Here is a 17,244-nt window from a genome sequence, read left to right on the forward strand (position 1 = left end):
GTCTAGACTGCGTGGATCTCTCTCCGGTTGCACCCTCCACACTGGAGCGGCCATGAATCTAGAGATCCGCCATCTCCGCGTGGTCTGTGCGATCGCGGACACCGGCAGCGTGACCAAGGCGGCCTCGCTGCTCGGGCTCGCCCAGCCCGCGGTCACCGCGCAGTTGCAGCGCATCGAGCGGTCACTGGGCGGCCCGCTGTTCGAACGCGGCCGCCGCGGAGCCACGCCCACCGCGCTGGGCGAGCTGGTGCTGGCCCGGGCGCGGGTGGTGCTGCCCGCGATGAAGGGTCTACAGGACGACGCGGCGCAGCTCACCGGCGTCCGGGCCCGGCCGAACCAGTGGCGGATCGGCGCGGTCAACGGCCCGATCCTCGGCGGCCTGATGTCCCGGCTGGCCGCGGAGAAGGACGGCACGGAGGTGCTCACCCACCCGTCGCACTGGGCCGATCAGCTCTGCGAGCTGGCCGTCGCCGGCAAGCTCGACTTCTGCATCGTCGGCGTCTGCGGCGACACCGTGCCGGGCAGCCCGGACGACGGGCTGACCTGGCGGGAGATCGCGATCGACGCCGTCTTCGTGATGCTGCCGGAGAGCCACCCGCTGGCCGACCGGTGGGAGATCGACCTGGCCGAGCTGGCCGACGCGCAGTGGGCCAGCATGCCGGGCGACGGCTGCTTCGGCGACTGCTTCGCGGCCGCGTGCGCGCGGGCCGGGTTCACCCCGCGCACCATGTACGAGATGGACATCGGCAACGCCGTCGACGCGGTGCTGTCGGGGCATGCGGTGGGGCTGTGCAAGGCGACCTTCCGCCGGGTGGACGGCATCGCCACGGTGCCCATCGCGGGCGGCCCGCTGCGCTGGCGGCACCTGCTGGGCTGGCACCCGCGCAGCCAGGCCGCGGGTTACGCCGACGCGATGCTCGCCCACGCCGCGGCGGCGTACGCGGAGTCGGCCGCCCGCAACCCGCACTACCTGGAATGGGGCAAGGCCAACCCGCAGTTCGGCCCGCGGGTTTCCATCGCATCGCGGTAGGACGTAAGCAATATCTACCGTCACCTATATATATGCGTCTAGTTTTCGCTGCATGAACCGCAGACTCCTCTTCGCTTCGGCGGCGGCGACCCTCACCCTGGGCATCACCGTCGCACTGACGTATCCGGCCGCGGCGGGACAAAGCCCCGACGCCGCGTCCGACGCCGCCACCGCGGCGGGCATCTCGCCCCAGGTCTTCCAGGCCCTCGCCCGTGACCTCAAGCTCGACCCGGCCGGCGTGCAGGCCCGGCTCGCCAACGAGACCAAGGCCGGCAAGGCCGACCTGTCGCTGCGCAAGTCGCTCGGCGGGGCCTACGGCGGCGGCTGGCTGTCGGCCGACGCGAAGACGTTCACCGTCGGCGTCACCAGCGAGGCCCAGGCCGCGAAGGTACGCGCCGCCGGAGCGACCCCGCAGCTAGTCGCCCGCAGCCTCACCCAGCTCGACGCGGTCAAGGCCCAGCTCGACACCGTCGCCGCCAAGGCCCCCAAGACGGTCCCCGGCTGGTACGTCGACGTGACCACCAACCAGGTCGTGGTGCTCGCCAAGTCGGGCGCCGACGCGGCCGCCTTCGTCAAGCAGAGCGGAGTCGACGCCGCCGCGGTGCGCGTCGAGGCGAGCGCCGAGACCCCGGTGCCCTACATCGACGTCATCGGCGGCAACGCGTACTACATCGGCAGCGGCAGCCGCTGCTCGGTCGGCTTCTCGGTCAACGGCGGCTTCGTCACCGCCGGCCACTGCGGCAGCACCGGGGCGACCACCACCCAGCCGAGCGGCACCTTCGCCGGGTCCAGCTTCCCCGGCAACGACTACGCCTGGGTCCGGGTCAACTCCGGCAACACCCCGCGCGGGCTGGTCAACAACTACGCGGGCGGCACCGTGACGGTGTCCGGCTCGACCGAGGCCGCCGTCGGCGCGTCGGTCTGCCGGTCCGGCTCCACCACCGGCTGGCACTGCGGCACCATCCAGGCCCGCAACTCGTCGGTCACCTACCCGCAGGGCACCGTCAACGGCCTGATCCGCACTAACGTCTGCGCCGAGCCGGGCGACTCCGGCGGCTCGCTCATCGCGGGCAGCCAGGCGCAGGGCGTCACCTCCGGCGGCTCCGGCAACTGCTCGTCGGGCGGCACGACCTACTTCCAGCCGGTCAACGAGATCCTGTCGGCGTACAGCCTGACCCTGGTGACCGGCAGCGGCCCGCCGCCGTCGTCCCCGCCGCCCGGCGGCAGCGGCTGCACCGGCTACGAGTTCAGCCGCAGCGGCTCGCTGTCCAGCGGCGGCAGCGCCTACCAGCCGGACAACAGCTACTACCAGTCCACCAGCTCCGGCACCCACCGCGGCTGCGTGGCGGGCCCGTCGGGCACGGACTTCGACCTCTACCTGCAGAAGTGGAACGGGTCGGCGTGGGCGAACGTGGCCTCCGGCACGACCCCGTCGAACGCGGAGACGCTGACCTACTCCGGCACGGCCGGCTACTACCGGTACCGGGTGTACGCGTACAGCGGCTCGGGCTCGTACGCGATGGGCTTCACCAACCCGTGACGGCCTGCTGACCCCCGAAACGCCGGAGCCCGGTTCCTGGCCAGGAACCGGGCTCCGGTCTTGCCCGGTGGGCCGTGGGCGAGCTTTCCGCCCAGCTCACGAGGCGGATTCCGAAAGCCCCGATTGTGTTAGCGTGCATTCCTCATATTGGGGATGGACGACCGCATGCAACTCATGGCGCACCCGACGCCCGCTGCCCCGACCACGGTGCAGCCGACGCCGACCGACCGAGGGTTCCGGCCCGACATTCAGGGCCTCCGGGCGATAGCGGTCATGGTGGTGGTGCTCTACCACCTCTGGCCGACGCACCTGACCGGCGGTTATGTGGGCGTCGACGTGTTCTTCGTGATCTCCGGCTTCCTCATCACCGGACATCTGTGGCGTGAGATCGAGACGCGCGGCACCATCCGGCTGGGCTCCTTCTACGCGCGGCGTGCGCTGCGGCTGCTGCCCGCGGCGGGGCTGGTGCTGGTGGCCACGGCGGTGGCCAGCTACCTGCTGCTGCCCGACGACCGCTGGGCCGACACGTTCAAGCAGCTGGTGGCGAGTGCCGCATATGTCCAGAACTGGGTGCTCGCCGGCAACTCCGTCGACTACCTGCTGCAGAACGCGCCGGACAGCCCGGTGCAGCACTTCTGGTCGCTGTCGGTGGAGGAGCAGTTCTACGCCTTCTGGCCGCTGCTCATCCTCGTCACGATGCGGCTGCTCCGCCGGAAGCAGGCCGTCGTCGCGGTGCTCTCGGCGCTGCTGGTCGTCTCCCTTGCCTACTCGGTCTACCAGACCGGCGCCGACCCGAAGCAGGCCTACTTCATCACCCCGACCCGGGTGTGGGAGTTCGCCGCCGGCGCCCTGTGCGCCCTGGTGACCTTCCGGGCCCGCGCCGTCTGGGGCTGGCTGGGCCTGGCCGCCGTGCTCGCCTCGGCCGTGCTCTACACCAAGGCCACGGCGTTCCCCGGCTACGCCGCACTGCTGCCGGTGCTCGGCACCGCCGCGCTCATCTTGGCCAGCCCCGAGGGCCGGGGTTCGGTGGGACGATGGCTGTCGTTGCGGCCGGCCACCGCGATCGGCGACATCTCGTACGCCGTCTACCTGTGGCACTGGCCGCTGCTCCTGCTGCTGCCGCTCGCGCTGGACGTGCCGCTCGCGCTGCCCGCCAAGGTCGCGGTGCTGGCGGCCACCCTGCTCCTGGCGTGGCTCAGCACTCACTACTTCGAGACCCCGCTGCGCGCGAACCGAGTGCTCAAGGTGCGCCGCTGGCCGTCGCTCGCGATCGCCGCGTCCCTGGTCGCCGCCATGCTCGGCGCGTCCGCCTACGCGAACGCGGAGCTCGACGACCGCGCCGCCGAAGCCGCCGCCAGCTACACCAGCCGGCTCGACGAGGCGGGGGGCGGGTGCATCGGCGCGGCCGTGTTCACCGGGACCGACTGCGCGCCGCCCTTCGGTTCGGGTCCGCGGATGTCGGCGACGCTGGCCGTCAAGGACCAGTCCAATCCGGAGTACACGGCCTGCGACCCGACGCTCGACACCCGCCACGTCCTGGAGTGCTCCTTCGGCCCGAAGGACGCGGCCTACCGGGTGGCCATGGTCGGCGACTCGCACGCCACCCAGTGGCTGGGCACGCTGCGCAGGCTGGCCGACGAGAACCGGCTCCGGGTGAAGACCTACTTCAAGATGTCGTGCCCGTTCGCCGAGGCGATCCGGGTCCTGCCGCGCGAGGCGAAGGAGCGCCAGGACAACTGCACGGCGTGGCAGGAGGAGGTCACCAGCCGCATCGTCGACGATCCGGAGATCGACTACGTGCTGGTCACCGCATACTCTGCCGCCTATCGGTTCGAGGCGCTGCCGGGTCGGCCGGCGCTCGCCGATCAGAACGAGGCGTTCATCGGCAAGTGGCAGCGGTTGCTGGCGGCCGGCAAACGCGTCGTCGTGCTGCGCGACACCCCGAGCATGCTCGGCAAATCCATTCCGTCCTGCGTCGAGAAGGAGCAGGCCAACCTGCGCCGCTGCGCGGTGGCCCGGGACAAGGCCCTGAAGCCCGACCTGATCTCGGCCGCGGCGGCCGCCCTCGGCGACCCCCGGGTCACCGTCATGGATCTCAGCGACGGGCTGTGCGATGCGCAATGGTGCTACGGCTTCGCTGGGGATGTGGTCGTCTACCGCGACAGCAACCACCTCACCTGGCAGTACGCCCAGACACTCGCGCCGGCGTTCTGGCAGGCCTTGGTGAAGGCCGCAGGCCCGCTTACGTAGGGACGCACAAGACCGAGGGCCCTCGTCCGTTCCCGGATGAGGGCCCTCGGCCTTCGTGCTGTTGGTAGCGGGGACAGGATTTGAACCTGCGACCTCTGGGTTATGAGCCCAGCGAGCTACCGAGCTGCTCCACCCCGCGTCGGCTGGTCCAGACTATGTCACCGTTGTCGACCGTGTCCAATCGATTATCGGCCGACATTCATGGACGCCATCCCTTGGCACGAGGGCCGCCACCGCGTTCGATGACTGGCAACAAACCTTCCAGAAAGGAGTCGGTCGATGCGAACCTTCCGCGCGGTCGCGGTCACGGCAGCCATCGCCCTGCTGGGCGCGACGATCCCCTACCTGACCAGCACCGCGGCACACGCCGCCGGACCAGTGCTGCGCGTGACGGTCACCCAGGTCAGCGTATGGGCCACCGGGTACGGCGCCGACGTGACGATCACCAACACCGGCGACGCCCCCGCCACCGCCTGGACCGTCGCGTTCGACCTGCCCGCGGGCACCACGGTCAGCTCGTCGTGGAGTTCCGTCCGCACCCAGAGCGGACAGCGCTACACCTTCACCAACGTGGGCTGGAACGGCACCGTCAACCCGGGCGCCGCGCAGACCTTCGGCTTCAACGCCGCCGGGGTCGGCACCCCGGTCAACTGCACCGTGAACGGCGGGTCCTGCACCGGCGGCCCCGGCCCGTCACCGTCCGCCCCGGCGTCGCCCAGCGCCTCCCCCAGCGCGTCGCCGTCCCCGTCCGCCTCACCGTCCGGCCCACCGCCGTCGTCGCCGCCCCCGCCCGGCGGCCCGGTCGTCGACGTCGCCACCGCCGCGCAGCTGAGCAGTGCCCTGAACAGCGCGATCCCGGGCACCACGATCCGGCTCGCGGCGGGGACCTACCGCGGAGCGTTCGCCACCACCCGGCCGGGCACGGCCGACGCGCGGATCACGCTGACCGGGCCGCGTGCCGCGGTGCTGATCAACGACGGGCCGAGCGGCACCGCGCCGTCCTGCCCGGCGCCCACCGCCGGCTGGGACTCCGGGTACGGCCTGTGGCTGTTCGGCGCGCCGTACTGGAACCTCACCGGGTTCACCGTGGCCGAGTCGAAGAAGGGGATCGTGCTCGACGACTCCCACCACGTGGCGATCAGCGGCGTGCACGTGCACCACACCGAGGACGAGGGGGTGCACTTCCGCCGCTCCTCGGCCGACGGGATCATCCGCGACTCGGTCATCGAGTACACCGGCCAGGTCCAGCCCGGCTACGGGGAGGGCGTCTACCTCGGCTCGGCCGCCTCCAACTGGGCCTGCCACGGCAACTCCGGCGGCGTCGACCGCTCCGACCGGGTCCAGGTGCTGAACAACCGCATCGGCCCGTACGTCGCCGCGGAGCACATCGACATCAAGGAGGGCACGTTCGACGGGGTGGTCCGCGGCAACACGTTCGACGGGCGCGGCATCTCCGGGCAGAACTCGGCCGACTCGTGGATCGACGCCAAGGGCATCGGCTACCTCATCGAGAGCAACACCGGCACGTTCGCCGCGCCGGGCGTGTTCGCCAACGGCTACGAGACGCACAACCCGGTGACCACCCCGTCCTTCCTGAACGGCTGCGGCAACGTGTGGCGCGGCAACAGCTCGGACCTGGGCGGCGTCGGCCAGTACGCGATCCGGATCACCTCGACCTCGAAGTGCGCCGGCAACCTCAACGTGGTGCACGCCTCCAACACGGTCGCCAACGCCACCGCGGGCCTGACCAACATCGCGGTCACACCCTGAAAGGCGGGCTCAGGCCCCGGCCGGTCGCGCCGGGGCCCGGGTCGGCCGGGCGGATTCGCCGTTCCTGACCTGCCGCATGAACACCTTGGCCACGCACCCCGGCAGGGCGGCGCTCCAGGAGTGGTCGCCGGCCCGGTAGGCGCTCGGGCTCTCGCCGACGACCTCGGTGAACCGGCTGCTGAACGAGCCCAGCGAGGTGAACCCGACGGCCAGGCAGACCTCGGTGACGCTCAGGTCGCCCCGGCGCAGCAGGGCCTGGGCGCGTTCGATCCGGCGGCTCATCAGGTAGCTGTAAGGCGTCTCGCCGAAGGCGGCCCGGAAGCTTCGCGAGAAGTGCCCCGGCGACATCAGCGCAGTCCGCGCCAACGCGGCCACGTCCAGCGGCTGCGCGTATTCGCGGTCCATCCGGTCACGGGCCTGCCGCAGCCGGACCAGGTCGTCCCTCGTCACTCTGGTCACCTTACCCACATGCAGAAGGACCCGGCTCCATCGGAACCGGGTCCTTCGTTCGTAGCGGGGACAGGATTTGAACCTGCGACCTCTGGGTTATGAGCCCAGCGAGCTACCGAGCTGCTCCACCCCGCGTCGGTTTCTAAACCATAGCCGGTTGATCGCATCGCCCGCAAATCGACACGGGGTGAGCGCCGTCTCAGCGCCCACCCCGTGTCGTCTCAGCCTGCCGTCGTCAGCCGGTGGTGGCCGGCGACGGGGATGGCGCGGCCGGGGAGGGCGAGGTAGCCGGGGGCGGCGTCGTGCCGCTCGCCTGCTCGAACTCCTTCATTGCCGCCTCCAGCGCGGCCAGCGCCTTGCCGTACGCCTCGAAGTTGCCGGACTGCTGGGCGGCCCGGACGTCGTCGATGGCCTTGTTGACCTTCTCGGCGGCGGCTGCCAGGGTCGGCGAACCCGTCGTCGGCGGCGGCTGGTTGCCGGGTGTGGTCACCGGTGGTGCGCCAGTGCCGGTGCCGACCAGCTGTTTGATGCCGTCGGTGAGGGTGTCCGCGAAGGCCACCTTGTCGCCATAGCTGACCAGCACCTTCTTCATCAGCGGGTACGCCTTCTCCCCGCTGGAGCGCAGGTAGATCGGCTCGACGTAGAGCATGCCGCCGCCGTACGGCAGGGACAGCAGGTTGCCCTTGACGACGTTGGCACCCCAGATGTTGAGGTCGCTGCGCGCCGACTCGAAGTTCTCCATCAGCTGCTGCGCCTGGCCCGGTCCGGGGATCCGGCCGTCCTTGCTCAGCTCCAGCACCTGCAGGGTCGGCTTGCCGTCGACGTACGACCCGGAGATCAGCGCCGCGAGGTTCTGCCGTTCCCGCGGGGTCACCGCGGCGGTGAGCTGGAAGCGCGGCCCGGTCTGCCCCGGCAGCTGGGTCAGCAGGTAGTACGGCGGCTGCTTGGCCGAACCCGCGTTGGCCGGGTCGTTGGGCACGGCCCAGAAGTCGGGCGCGTTGAAGAAGTCGTTGGCGTTGTTGACGTGGAACCGGGTGAGCAGGTCACGCTGCACCTTGAACATGTCCGCCGGGTAGCGGAAGTGCTCGGCCAGCTCCGCCGGGATCTTCGCCTTCTCCGTGATCAGCTTGCCGCCGAAGGCGCTGTTCCACGCCTTGAGGATCGGGTCCTTGTCGTCGAACTCGTACAGCGTGACGGTGCCGTCGTACGCGTCGACGGTCGCCTTCACCGAGTTGCGGATGTAGTTGATGTCCTGCCGGGCGAGCCGGAACGTGCCGTCGCCGGTCAGCGAGTCACTGGTCGCGTCCTGCAGGTCGATGCGCTGCGCGTAGGGGTAGTTCGCGCTGGTCGTGTAGCCGTCGACGATCCACACGATGCGCCCGCCGACCGCGGCCGGGTACGGGTCGCCGTCCAGGGTCAGGAACGGGGCGACCTTCTGCACCCGGGTGCGCGGGTCGCGCTCGTAGAGGATCTTGGAGTTGTCGTTGACCGCATCGGCCAGCAGGAAGTTCGACTCCGCGTACTTGATCGAGTAGAGCAGCCGCCGCCAGGTGGAACCGAGGTCGACGCCGCCCGTGCCGGTGTAGGTGTAGCGGGCGTCGGTGGCCTCGCCGGTGGGCCGGTCGTACTCGGCGCTGGTGCCGCCGTCGGGCTTGCCGACGATGGCGTACTCACCCATGCGCTCGCCGTAGTAGATGCGCGGCTGCTCGACCGGCAGCTTGTCGGTCGACGACGAGCAGCCCTGGTCGGCGCCCTGCGCCTGGCCGGTGAAGAAGCCGGAGACGAAGTAGGGCTGGCCGGCGCAGACCGTGGTGTTGGCGGGCGCGGCGACCAGGCCGTAGCCGTGGGTGTAGACCGTGTGCTTGTTGATCCAGTTGCTCTGCGCCTGGGTCAGTTTGCTGTACTCGATCTCGCGCACGCCGACCACGTAGTCGGCGGTCTTGCCGTCGATGGTGTAGCGGTCGATGTCGAGCTTGTCGCCGAACTGGTAGAAGCTGCGCACCTGCGACAGCTGCGTGTAGGTCTCGGCGACCACCGCCGGGTCCAGCAGGCGGATGCTCGGCACGATCGTCTTGTCCTGCGCCAGCGCGGCCGGCGGCACGACCGTGTCCGAGGCGTACGGCGTGGTCGTCGCGGTGTCGAGGCCGTACGCGGCGCGCGTGGCCTGGATCGTCCGGTCGATGTACGGCGCTTCCTTGACGTTGCGGCTCGGGTCCACCTGGAACGTCTGCACGCCCCACGGGTAGATGCCGCCGATGGCGACCGCGGAGATGGCCAGCAGGCCCAGCGCGACGCCCGGCCACACCAGGTTGCGCATGACCGCGTTCGAGAAGATCAGGATGGCGATGACGACGATCACCGAGATGTAGGTGAGCATCTCCTTGGCCGGCAGCAGCGCCTGGATGTCGGTGTAACCCGCGCCGGTCAGGTCGGTGCCGGAGATGGTGTCCAGCAGCAGCGCCCGGCGGTCCAGCACGTACGCGATCGCCTTGAGGCTGACGAACAGCGCGACCAGGCCGGTCAGGTGGGCCCGCGCGCCGGTGGTCATCCGGTCGCCCGCGCCGGACAGCCGCACCCCGCCGTAGAGGTAGTGCACGCCGAGCGCGCCGATCAGCGCCAGCACCGTCACGGTGAAGCCGGTGTTCAGCAGGTACTGCCAGAACGGCAGCTTGAACACGTAGAACCCGATGTCGATGTTGAACTGCGGGTCCGTCTGGTGGAACGGCTGGGCGTTCTCGAACAGCAGCCACTGCTGCCAGTGCCCCTGCGCGGCCAGCCCGGCGAAGAACGCGACCGCACCCGCGGCCAGCGCGAACCAGCGCATCAGGTGCGGACCGAGCAGATACCGGTAGCGCTCCAGCGCCTGCTGCTCGACCCCGGTCGGCGGCAGGAACGGGCGCAGCTTGTACGCCAGGTACAGGTTGCCGAAGAGGAAGGCCCAGATGATCAGGCCGAACACCGCGAACAGGCCTATCCGCGTGCCGAGCTGGCCGGTGAAGACCTGGGTCGCGCCCAGTTCGTCGAACCAGAGCCATTCGGTCCAGGCCTCGACCACCCAGCCCAGGACGGCGAAGAAGACAAGAAGGCCGGTCAGCACGATGAGCCAGGCTCGTCCGCGACGGCTCATGTGCGGCAGTTGACTTGATCGGGTCACCACGGTGGAAGCCTACGTTGCCGTGCAAGAGCGCGGCACTGATGGCAGGCCTTACGGAACCGTGGTGAGTCGTCTGACGTGCTGTTTCACGCGGGCCACGCCGAAGCGGACCCGCGTTTCTCAGCTTATTGACAGGAAAGCGTCGACTGCGGCTGATCAGCAGGTGGGCGGTGTGCCACCGGAGCGCACCGTCGCCAGGGCGGCCAGTGCGTCGTCCAGGGTGGCCACCTTGGCCAGCGGCAGGCCGGGCAGCGCGTTCGCCTTGGCCTCTTCGCAGTTCGCGGCCGGGGTCAGGAAGATCTTGGCGCCGGCCGCCTTCGCCCCGTACAGCTTCTGCGGGATGCCGCCGATCGGCCCGACGTTGCCCTCGTCGTCTATGGTGCCCGTGCCCGCGATGACCTTGCCGCCGGTGAGGTCCTCCGGCGTGAGCTTGTCGATGATGCCGAGCGCGAACATCAGCCCGGCGCTCGGGCCGGCGATGTCGTCGAGCTTGATGTTCAGCGTGAACGGGTGCGGCTGGTCGGTCTTGACCTCGATGCCGACCCGCGGCGTGTTGTCCTCGGCCGAGGCGGGTTTGGTGGTCACCTCGACCGTGGTCGGGGCCTTGTCGCGGGTGACGCCGAGCTTGAGGGTGGAGCCTGCGGGCTTGGCCTGGATCAGCTCCAGCAACTTGCCGTTGGAGGTCACCGCGGCGCCGTCGACCGTGTCGATCACGTCGCCCGGCTTCAGCCTGCCGTCCGACGCGCCGCCCGCGACGACCTTCTCCACCGAGATGCGCACCGGGTAGCCCAGCTCGCGCAGCGCCGCGGTCTCCGCGCTGGACTGCGAGTTCTTGAAGTCCTCCTGGCCCTGCTGGTCGATCTCCTCGCGGGTGGCCTCCGGCGGGTAGAGCAGCTCGTACGGCACGACCGCCTCCTCGTCGGACCACCACCCCCGGATCACCGAGACCAGGTCGGTCGACGACTGCACGTTGACGGTGACCAACCGCAGCTGCCCGTCGGACTTCGAGACCGCGGGACCGCCGGTGATCGAGATGACCTCGTGGCAGCCCTCCCCGGCGCCGGCAGCGCCCGGTGTACACAGCTCGCCCTTGTCGTCGACGGCGGTCAGCGTGTCCACGGTCGGGCCGGCGCTCTCCACCACGTACGGCACCCGCACCTGCCCGATGGCGAACAGCAGCAGCACGGCCAGGACCGCGCCCAGCACCACAGTCAACCCGCGACGTCTCATGGCGGCCAGCCTATCCGGGCGTCCCTCGCGCGCGCCGGACCCTGACTTGTCCCCGATCACGGGGAGGGTATGAGTCACTTCGGCTCAACTTCGCGTACGGTGGAGAGCGTGCCTGACACCCCGTTCGGGTTCGCCCTTCCTGGCGGCCAACCACCAGACCCCAACGACCCGCAGCAGATGCAGCAGTTCCTCGCCGGGCTGCAGCAGCTGATGGCGATGAGTTCCAGCGGCGGCGGCCCCGTCAACTGGGACCTCGCCCGGCAGGTCGCCACCACCTCGCTCAACAGCGAGGGCGACCCGGCCGTGACCGCCGCCGACCGCGCCGCGGTCGACGAGGCGCTGCGCCTGGCCGACCTGTGGCTCGACCCCGCCACCGCGCTACCCAGCGGCGTGGTCACCACCGCGGCGTGGAACCGCAATGAGTGGATCTTCAACACGCTGGACGTCTGGCGCAAGCTGGCCGACCCGGTCGCCGAACGCATGGTCAACGCCATGGGCGACCTGGTCCCGCCGGAGGCCCGCGCCCAGCTCGGCCCGATGGCCGCGATGATCAGCAGCCTGGGTGGCGCGCTGTTCGGCGGCCAGTTCGGCACCGCACTGGCCAAGCTCGCCGTCGAGGTGCTCTCGGCCGGTGACATCGGCCTGCCGCTCGGCCCCAGCGGCACCGCCGCCCTCGTGCCGGCCAACATCCGGGCGTACGGCGACGGCCTCGACATCGACTCCGGCGAGCTGCGCCTGTTCGTGGCCCTGCGGGAGACCGCCCACCAGCGGCTCTTCGGCCACGTGCCGTGGCTGCGCGGGCACGTGCTCAGCGCTGTGGAGGCGTACGCCAACGGCATCCGGGTAGACCGGGAGGCCATCGAGGAGGCGCTCGGCCGGGTCAACCCCGCCGACCCGGAGTCGATGGCCGAGCTGCAGCTCGAAGGCATCTTCACTCCCGACGACAGCCCCCAGCAGCAGGCCGCCCTGCGCCGCCTGGAGACCGTGCTCGCCCTGGTCGAAGGCTGGGTGACGCACGTGGTCGAGCAGGCCGCGGGCAACCGCCTGCCCAACGTCGTACGCCTCTCCGAGACGTTCCGCCGCCGCCGCGCGGCCGGTGGACCCGCGGAGCAGACGTTCGCCGCGCTCGTCGGCCTGGAGCTGCGGCCCCGCCGGCTGCGCGAGGCGGCGGCGCTGTGGGCGGCGCTCACCGAGCACCGCGGGGTGTCCGGCCGCGACGCCCTGTGGGAGCACCCCGACCTGCTGCCCGACGACGAGGACTTCGCCGACCCGGCCGGCTACGCGGCCGCCGCCGACACCGCGGTCCTCGACCTCAGCGGCCTCGACGACCTCCCCAGCCACGACGAGGGCAACCCCGACAACGGCCCCAAGCAGGACTGACCTCCGCCCGCTCGCACCGCTTTTTCATCGACGTTGGCCTATCACATCGAATCCGGGGCACGGATTTTCGATGTGATAGGCCAACGTCGATAGCGGGGCCGGCCGCCGCCGCAAGCGACGTTGACGGGGCACGTTGACGGGGCAACGTCGACGGGCGGCGGTGACGGAACGACGGCGTCGAGCGGGATGGCTATTCGGCGCGGGCGTGTTCGGCGGCGGCGATGCCCTCGAGGTAACCCCGGGCGCGTTCGGTGCGCGGGTAGCGGCCGACCAGGGCCCAGAACCGGGCGTTGTGGCTCGGCACGATCAGGTGCACCAGCTCGTGGAGGAGCACGTAGTCGCCGACCCAGCCCGGCATCTCACGCACCCGCTCGGACAGCCGGATGGTGCGGTCGGCGGGGGTGCAGGAGCCCCAGCGGCCGTTCTGATTGCCGACCCAGCGCACGGTCGCGGGCACCGCGACGGCCCCGAACTCGGGCAGATAGCGGCAGGCGAGCTGGCGGGCGCGGACTTCGAGATCGGCGTCGCTGCGCTGGCTGCGCTGATCGCGCGCGGCGAGCCGGGCGAGCATCTTGCTCACCCACTCGCTCTCCTCGGCCCGGGAGAACTGACTGGGAATGAGCACCACGACCCGCTCCCCCTCGCGGTAGGCGGACACCGTCCGCCGCCGGCGCTCACTGCGCCGGACCTCTACCACGGGCTTGCGTGCGGCGGCCATTAACGACCGGCGCAGACCAGGGGGCACCCGGGGGTAACCAGGGGGGTGTTACTCACGGAAGGGACGCTAGCGGCCCGGTGCCAGGGGGGCGCAAGAGTCAATCTTGTGATCATCGCCAGATTTGCCGGGATAGGTGGCCTTCGCCAAGAAAATTCTTCCGGCCGTGACCCGCGCCACTGGTACGCATAAGGGACATTACTCAATGCACAGGCGTCTTTAAGAAAATGCCTCATTTTCTACAAGCGTGATGACTCCGGCGTGTCCCGCGTAACCTGACTACTCAGATCGATTCGGGCAGGCAGACTTCCACCGTCACAGCGCAAGCCGCCGGGACGAGTCACCGTGGATCATGAGGAGGAATCGTGGCCGAAGAGAAGTACAACGGCTACTGCGTGAAGTGCAAGGAAAAGCGTGATTTCACCGGCAAGGTGGAGATCTCCAAGACTGGCATGCGGATGGCCAAGGGGCCCTGCCCCGTCTGCGGGACGACCGTGAACCGCATTCTCGGCAAGGCCTGAGGGACAACGCGAGACAGGAGCCCGCAGACACTGCGGGCTCCTGTCGCTTTCCCGACAATCTTCCCCAAGATCTGTGGATAACCCAGGTCAGTGCTGTGGAAAACCTCTTGATCACCGGGGACGGGCTGTGGATAACCGGGGGCGTACCCCACCGGGCGCTGGCACCCTCACGGCTGTGAGCCCCTCCCCGATGTCCCGCCCGGCCCTGCTGCCGGGGCTGCGCCCGATGTGGCGCGACCGGCACACCGTCCAGCTCGGCACGGATCCCGAGCACGCCGTCGTGCTGGAGCTGCCGCACCGGTCCGCGGCCCGGCTGCTCGACCTGCTCGACGGCTCCCGCACCGAGCGGGCCGTGCTGGCCGAGATGGCACGGCTCGGCATGCGGGCCGACGACGTCCACGAGGTGCTGGCCGCGCTGGCCGCACACGGGCTGGTCCTGCCGGCACACGCACTGATGCCGGCGGCGCTGCCCGCCGACCACCGGGCCCGGCTGGCCGACGAGGCGGCCGCGCTCGCCCTACGCCGGACCGAGACCGCCGGGACCCCGGCCCGGGTGCTCCAGCGGCGGGGCCAGGCCCGCGTGATCATCGCGGGGGCAGGCCCCACCGCACGCCTGGTCGCCACAGCCCTGCTGGACGCCGGAGTGGGCAAGGTGGGCACGGTGGCCTCCCCCGGCGCGGCAGCCACCGTGAACAGCCCGCCAGGGCCGCACGCGGCCACCCTGCGCGCGACTGACGCCACGTTCCGCGTGCAGGTGGGGCACGCGGTCTCCACCCGCGGAACCCGCCGCAGGGTGCCGCACCTGGCGCTGACCGTACGCGACGGGGTGGCCGTGGTCGGACCGCTCGTGCCCGCCTCGGGCGGGCCCTGCCTGCGCTGCCTCGACCTGCACCGCACCGACCGCGACCCGTCCTGGCCCCGGCTGGCGGCCCAGCTCGCCCAGGCCCCGGCCGGGAGCGACCCGTGCCCGGCGGCGACCCGGCTCACCGCCGCCGGTTTCGCCGCCGCCGAGGTGCTGGCCTACCTCGACGGGGCGGCGCCGACCACGATCGGCAGCACGGTCGAGATCAACGGCGTGCTGCCCTGGCGGCGGCGCTCCTGGTCGCCCCACCCGTCCTGCGACTGCACCCGGCGGCGGCGCGGCTGACATCTCCACAGGGTCTTCACCGGCGGGAACGGGCCGAAATCCGCGTGGTCGGCAACAATGGCACGGTGACCGACATCCCGCGCCGTGCCGTCTCCCGGACCGCCAAGCTGGCTTCTCTTCCCCTGGGCTTCGCCGGGCGGACCGTGCTCGGCTTCGGCAAGCGGGTGACCGGCCTCGCCTCCGACGTGATCTCCGCGGAGATCCAGGAGCGGACGGCCGAGCAGCTGTTCAGCGTGCTGGGTCAGCTCAAGGGCGGCGCGATGAAGCTCGGCCAGGCGCTGAGCGTGTTCGAGGCGGCGCTGCCGGACGCCCTGGCGGAGCCCTACCGCGACGCGCTGACCAAGCTCCAGGAGGCGGCCCCGCCGCTGCCCGCTGCCACGGTGCACAAGGTGCTGGCGGAGCAACTGGGCAGCGACTGGCGTGCGCTGTTCCGTGAGTTCGACGACACGCCCGCCGCCGCGGCCAGCATCGGCCAGGTCCACCGGGCCGAGTGGAAGGTGCCGCGCAAGCGCACCGGCATCCCGGTCGCGGTGAAGATCCAGTACCCGGGCGCGGGCGACGCGCTGATCGCGGACCTGGCCCAGCTCTCCCGGCTGGCCGGGCTGTTCAAGGTGATCCAGCCTGGTCTGGACGTCAAGCCGCTGGTCACCGAGTTGCGCGCGCGGGTGGTAGAGGAGCTGGACTACGAGCTGGAGGCGGCCAGCCAGCGCGCCTTCGCGGCGGCGTACGCGGGGGACGAGCAGATCCTGGTGCCGCAGGTGCTGGCCGCCGCGCCGCGGGTGCTGGTCACCGAGTGGGTCGAGGGCATCCCGCTGTCGAAGATCATCGGCGGCGGCACGGTGGCCCAGCGCGACCGGGCCGGGGCGCTCATGGCCACGCTGCACTTCTCCGCCCCCGAGCGGGCCGGGCTGCTGCACGCCGACCCGCACCCGGGCAACTACCGGCTGCTGCCCGACGACCGGCTCGCCGTCATCGACTTCGGCGCGGTCGCGCGCCTGCCCCAGGGCCTGCCCGAGCCGGTGGGCCGGATCACCCGGCTCGCCCTGGCCGGGCGCGCCGACGAGGTGCTCAAGGGGCTGCAGGGCGAGGGTTTCGTGCGCGCCAACGCCGACATCGACGCGCAGGCGGTGCTGGACTACGTGCGGCCGATGCTGGAGCCGCTGGCCGCCGAGGAGTTCCGCTTCACCCGGGCCTGGCTGCGCGAGGAGGCGGCCCGGCTGGCCAGCCCGCGCAGCCCCGCGTACCAGCTGGGGCGGCAGCTGAACCTGCCGCCGTCGTACCTGATGATCCACCGGGTGACGCTGGGCTCCATCGGCGTGCTGTGCCAGCTCGAGGCCAAGGCGCCGTACCGCGCCATCCTGGAGCGCTGGCTCCCCGGCTTCGCCGAACCGACCAACTGAGCTGCGGAAATGCGGATGCCCGCCGGTGCGGCCGGCGGGCATCCGTCTTTGATTCACTTATCGCTGCGACAGCTCACGTGCACGCCGGCGCGCGGCGATGGTGATCTGACGGGCGGAACGGGAAGCCTCAGAGGGGATGTTCTGAGGCTCAAGCATTCGGGCCCGACTCATGATTTCGTGGATCATATAGATGTCGCTGATTCCGTTTCTCATTGCTTCTCTCCGTTGCGCTGGTAGTGACTTAGCCGGCAGGCGGCTGGATTGGGTGTTGCGGAGTTGCTCAGGCTGCGAGACGGACGGACTCGCGAGCGGTGACCGCGGCGACACGCGCCTCGGTCTCGGCCACCAGGGCCGCCTCGCGAGCGAGGTCGTCCTTGCGGGGACGGCCACGCGGACGCTTGCGCGCCACGACCGCACCACGCTCGAAGATCTCGCCGCCCCAGACGCCCCAGGGCTCCTCGCGCTCCAGCGCCCCGGAGAGGCACTCGGCCTTGAGCGGGCACTCGCCGCAAAGCGACTTCGCCAGCTCAAGCTCCGCAGGAGCGTCGGAGAACCACAGGTCCGGGTCGAACTTCCGGCAGGGCAGCTCCGCACCCAGCTCGACGCTGAAGTCGAGAACTGGGGCCAACGCCAGACTCATCTTCCGGTCACCTTCCT

The 17,244-nt window shown here is 70.8% G+C and carries 13 protein-coding genes and 2 tRNA genes; 8 read left to right on the forward strand and 7 right to left on the reverse strand.

Going from position 1 to position 17,244, the window contains the following annotated elements; translation table 11 throughout:
- Nucleotides 1-52 precede the first annotated feature (52 nt).
- From AB0B66_RS02015 to AB0B66_RS02025, 3 genes are all read left to right on the forward strand, one after another.
- On the forward strand, nt 53-1,030 hold the full coding sequence (locus AB0B66_RS02015) for a LysR family transcriptional regulator (protein ID WP_360521373.1): 978 nt from the start codon (nt 53-55) through the stop codon (nt 1,028-1,030).
- 52 nt (nt 1,031-1,082) lie between these two features.
- On the forward strand, nt 1,083-2,570 hold the full coding sequence (locus AB0B66_RS02020; RefSeq protein ID WP_360521376.1) for a S1 family peptidase: 1,488 nt from the start codon (nt 1,083-1,085) through the stop codon (nt 2,568-2,570).
- A gap of 165 nt (nt 2,571-2,735) precedes the next feature.
- Nucleotides 2,736-4,820: an acyltransferase family protein gene (locus tag AB0B66_RS02025; RefSeq protein ID WP_360521378.1), complete on the forward strand. Its 2,085-nt coding sequence runs from the start codon at nt 2,736-2,738 to the stop codon at nt 4,818-4,820.
- A 62-nt stretch (nt 4,821-4,882) separates the two neighbouring features.
- Here AB0B66_RS02025 and AB0B66_RS02030 read toward each other — a convergent pair.
- Nucleotides 4,883-4,959: transfer RNA gene (locus tag AB0B66_RS02030), tRNA-Met, on the reverse strand.
- A gap of 140 nt (nt 4,960-5,099) precedes the next feature.
- On the opposite strand from AB0B66_RS02030, the gene AB0B66_RS02035 reads away from it, so the two are divergent.
- The gene (locus tag AB0B66_RS02035; protein WP_360521381.1) at nt 5,100-6,590 is read left to right on the forward strand and encodes a cellulose binding domain-containing protein; all 1,491 of its coding nucleotides are present in this window, start codon (nt 5,100-5,102) and stop codon (nt 6,588-6,590) included.
- A gap of 9 nt (nt 6,591-6,599) precedes the next feature.
- On the opposite strand, the gene AB0B66_RS02040 is transcribed toward AB0B66_RS02035, so the two are convergent.
- The 4 genes from AB0B66_RS02040 to AB0B66_RS02055 all read right to left on the reverse strand — a co-directional run bounded on the left by AB0B66_RS02040 (nt 6,600) and on the right by AB0B66_RS02055 (nt 11,424).
- The gene (locus AB0B66_RS02040; protein WP_360521765.1) at nt 6,600-6,995 is read right to left on the reverse strand and encodes a helix-turn-helix transcriptional regulator; all 396 of its coding nucleotides are present in this window, start codon (nt 6,993-6,995) and stop codon (nt 6,600-6,602) included.
- A gap of 106 nt (nt 6,996-7,101) precedes the next feature.
- Nucleotides 7,102-7,175: transfer RNA gene (locus tag AB0B66_RS02045), tRNA-Met, on the reverse strand.
- A 100-nt stretch (nt 7,176-7,275) separates the two neighbouring features.
- Complete coding sequence (locus AB0B66_RS02050; protein WP_360521384.1) at nt 7,276-10,167, reverse strand: UPF0182 family protein; 2,892 nt, start codon at nt 10,165-10,167, stop codon at nt 7,276-7,278.
- A gap of 183 nt (nt 10,168-10,350) precedes the next feature.
- Complete coding sequence (locus AB0B66_RS02055) at nt 10,351-11,424, reverse strand: PDZ domain-containing protein (RefSeq protein WP_360521387.1); 1,074 nt, start codon at nt 11,422-11,424, stop codon at nt 10,351-10,353.
- Between the two features lie 108 nt (nt 11,425-11,532).
- On the opposite strand from AB0B66_RS02055, the gene AB0B66_RS02060 reads away from it, so the two are divergent.
- The gene (locus tag AB0B66_RS02060; protein ID WP_360521390.1) at nt 11,533-12,804 is read left to right on the forward strand and encodes a zinc-dependent metalloprotease; all 1,272 of its coding nucleotides are present in this window, start codon (nt 11,533-11,535) and stop codon (nt 12,802-12,804) included.
- 190 nt (nt 12,805-12,994) lie between these two features.
- On the opposite strand, the gene AB0B66_RS02065 is transcribed toward AB0B66_RS02060, so the two are convergent.
- A complete protein-coding gene (locus AB0B66_RS02065; RefSeq protein WP_360521393.1) occupies nt 12,995-13,522 on the reverse strand; it encodes a M48 family metallopeptidase in 528 nt (175 codons plus the stop codon).
- A gap of 362 nt (nt 13,523-13,884) precedes the next feature.
- Here AB0B66_RS02065 and AB0B66_RS02070 point away from each other — a divergent pair, with 362 nt between their 5' ends.
- The 3 genes from AB0B66_RS02070 (at nt 13,885) to AB0B66_RS02080 (ending at nt 16,587) form a co-directional block, all read left to right on the forward strand.
- A complete protein-coding gene (locus tag AB0B66_RS02070) occupies nt 13,885-14,040 on the forward strand; it encodes a DUF5679 domain-containing protein (protein ID WP_166381884.1) in 156 nt (51 codons plus the stop codon).
- Between the two features lie 175 nt (nt 14,041-14,215).
- Nucleotides 14,216-15,187, forward strand: coding sequence for a hypothetical protein (locus AB0B66_RS02075; RefSeq protein ID WP_360521396.1), 972 nt, complete (start codon nt 14,216-14,218; stop codon nt 15,185-15,187).
- A gap of 65 nt (nt 15,188-15,252) precedes the next feature.
- Nucleotides 15,253-16,587: an AarF/ABC1/UbiB kinase family protein gene (locus AB0B66_RS02080; protein ID WP_360521399.1), complete on the forward strand. Its 1,335-nt coding sequence runs from the start codon at nt 15,253-15,255 to the stop codon at nt 16,585-16,587.
- 280 nt (nt 16,588-16,867) lie between these two features.
- Here the strand turns inward: AB0B66_RS02080 and AB0B66_RS02085 are convergent, their stop codons facing one another.
- Entirely contained in the window at nt 16,868-17,227 is a 360-nt protein-coding gene (locus AB0B66_RS02085) for a WhiB family transcriptional regulator (protein ID WP_360521402.1), read from the reverse strand.
- Nucleotides 17,228-17,244: the final 17 nt, after the last annotated feature.

Source organism: Catellatospora sp. NPDC049111 (assembly GCF_040648615.1).
In the GTDB taxonomy this organism is placed as follows: Bacteria; Actinomycetota; Actinomycetes; order Mycobacteriales; family Micromonosporaceae; genus Catellatospora; species Catellatospora aurea.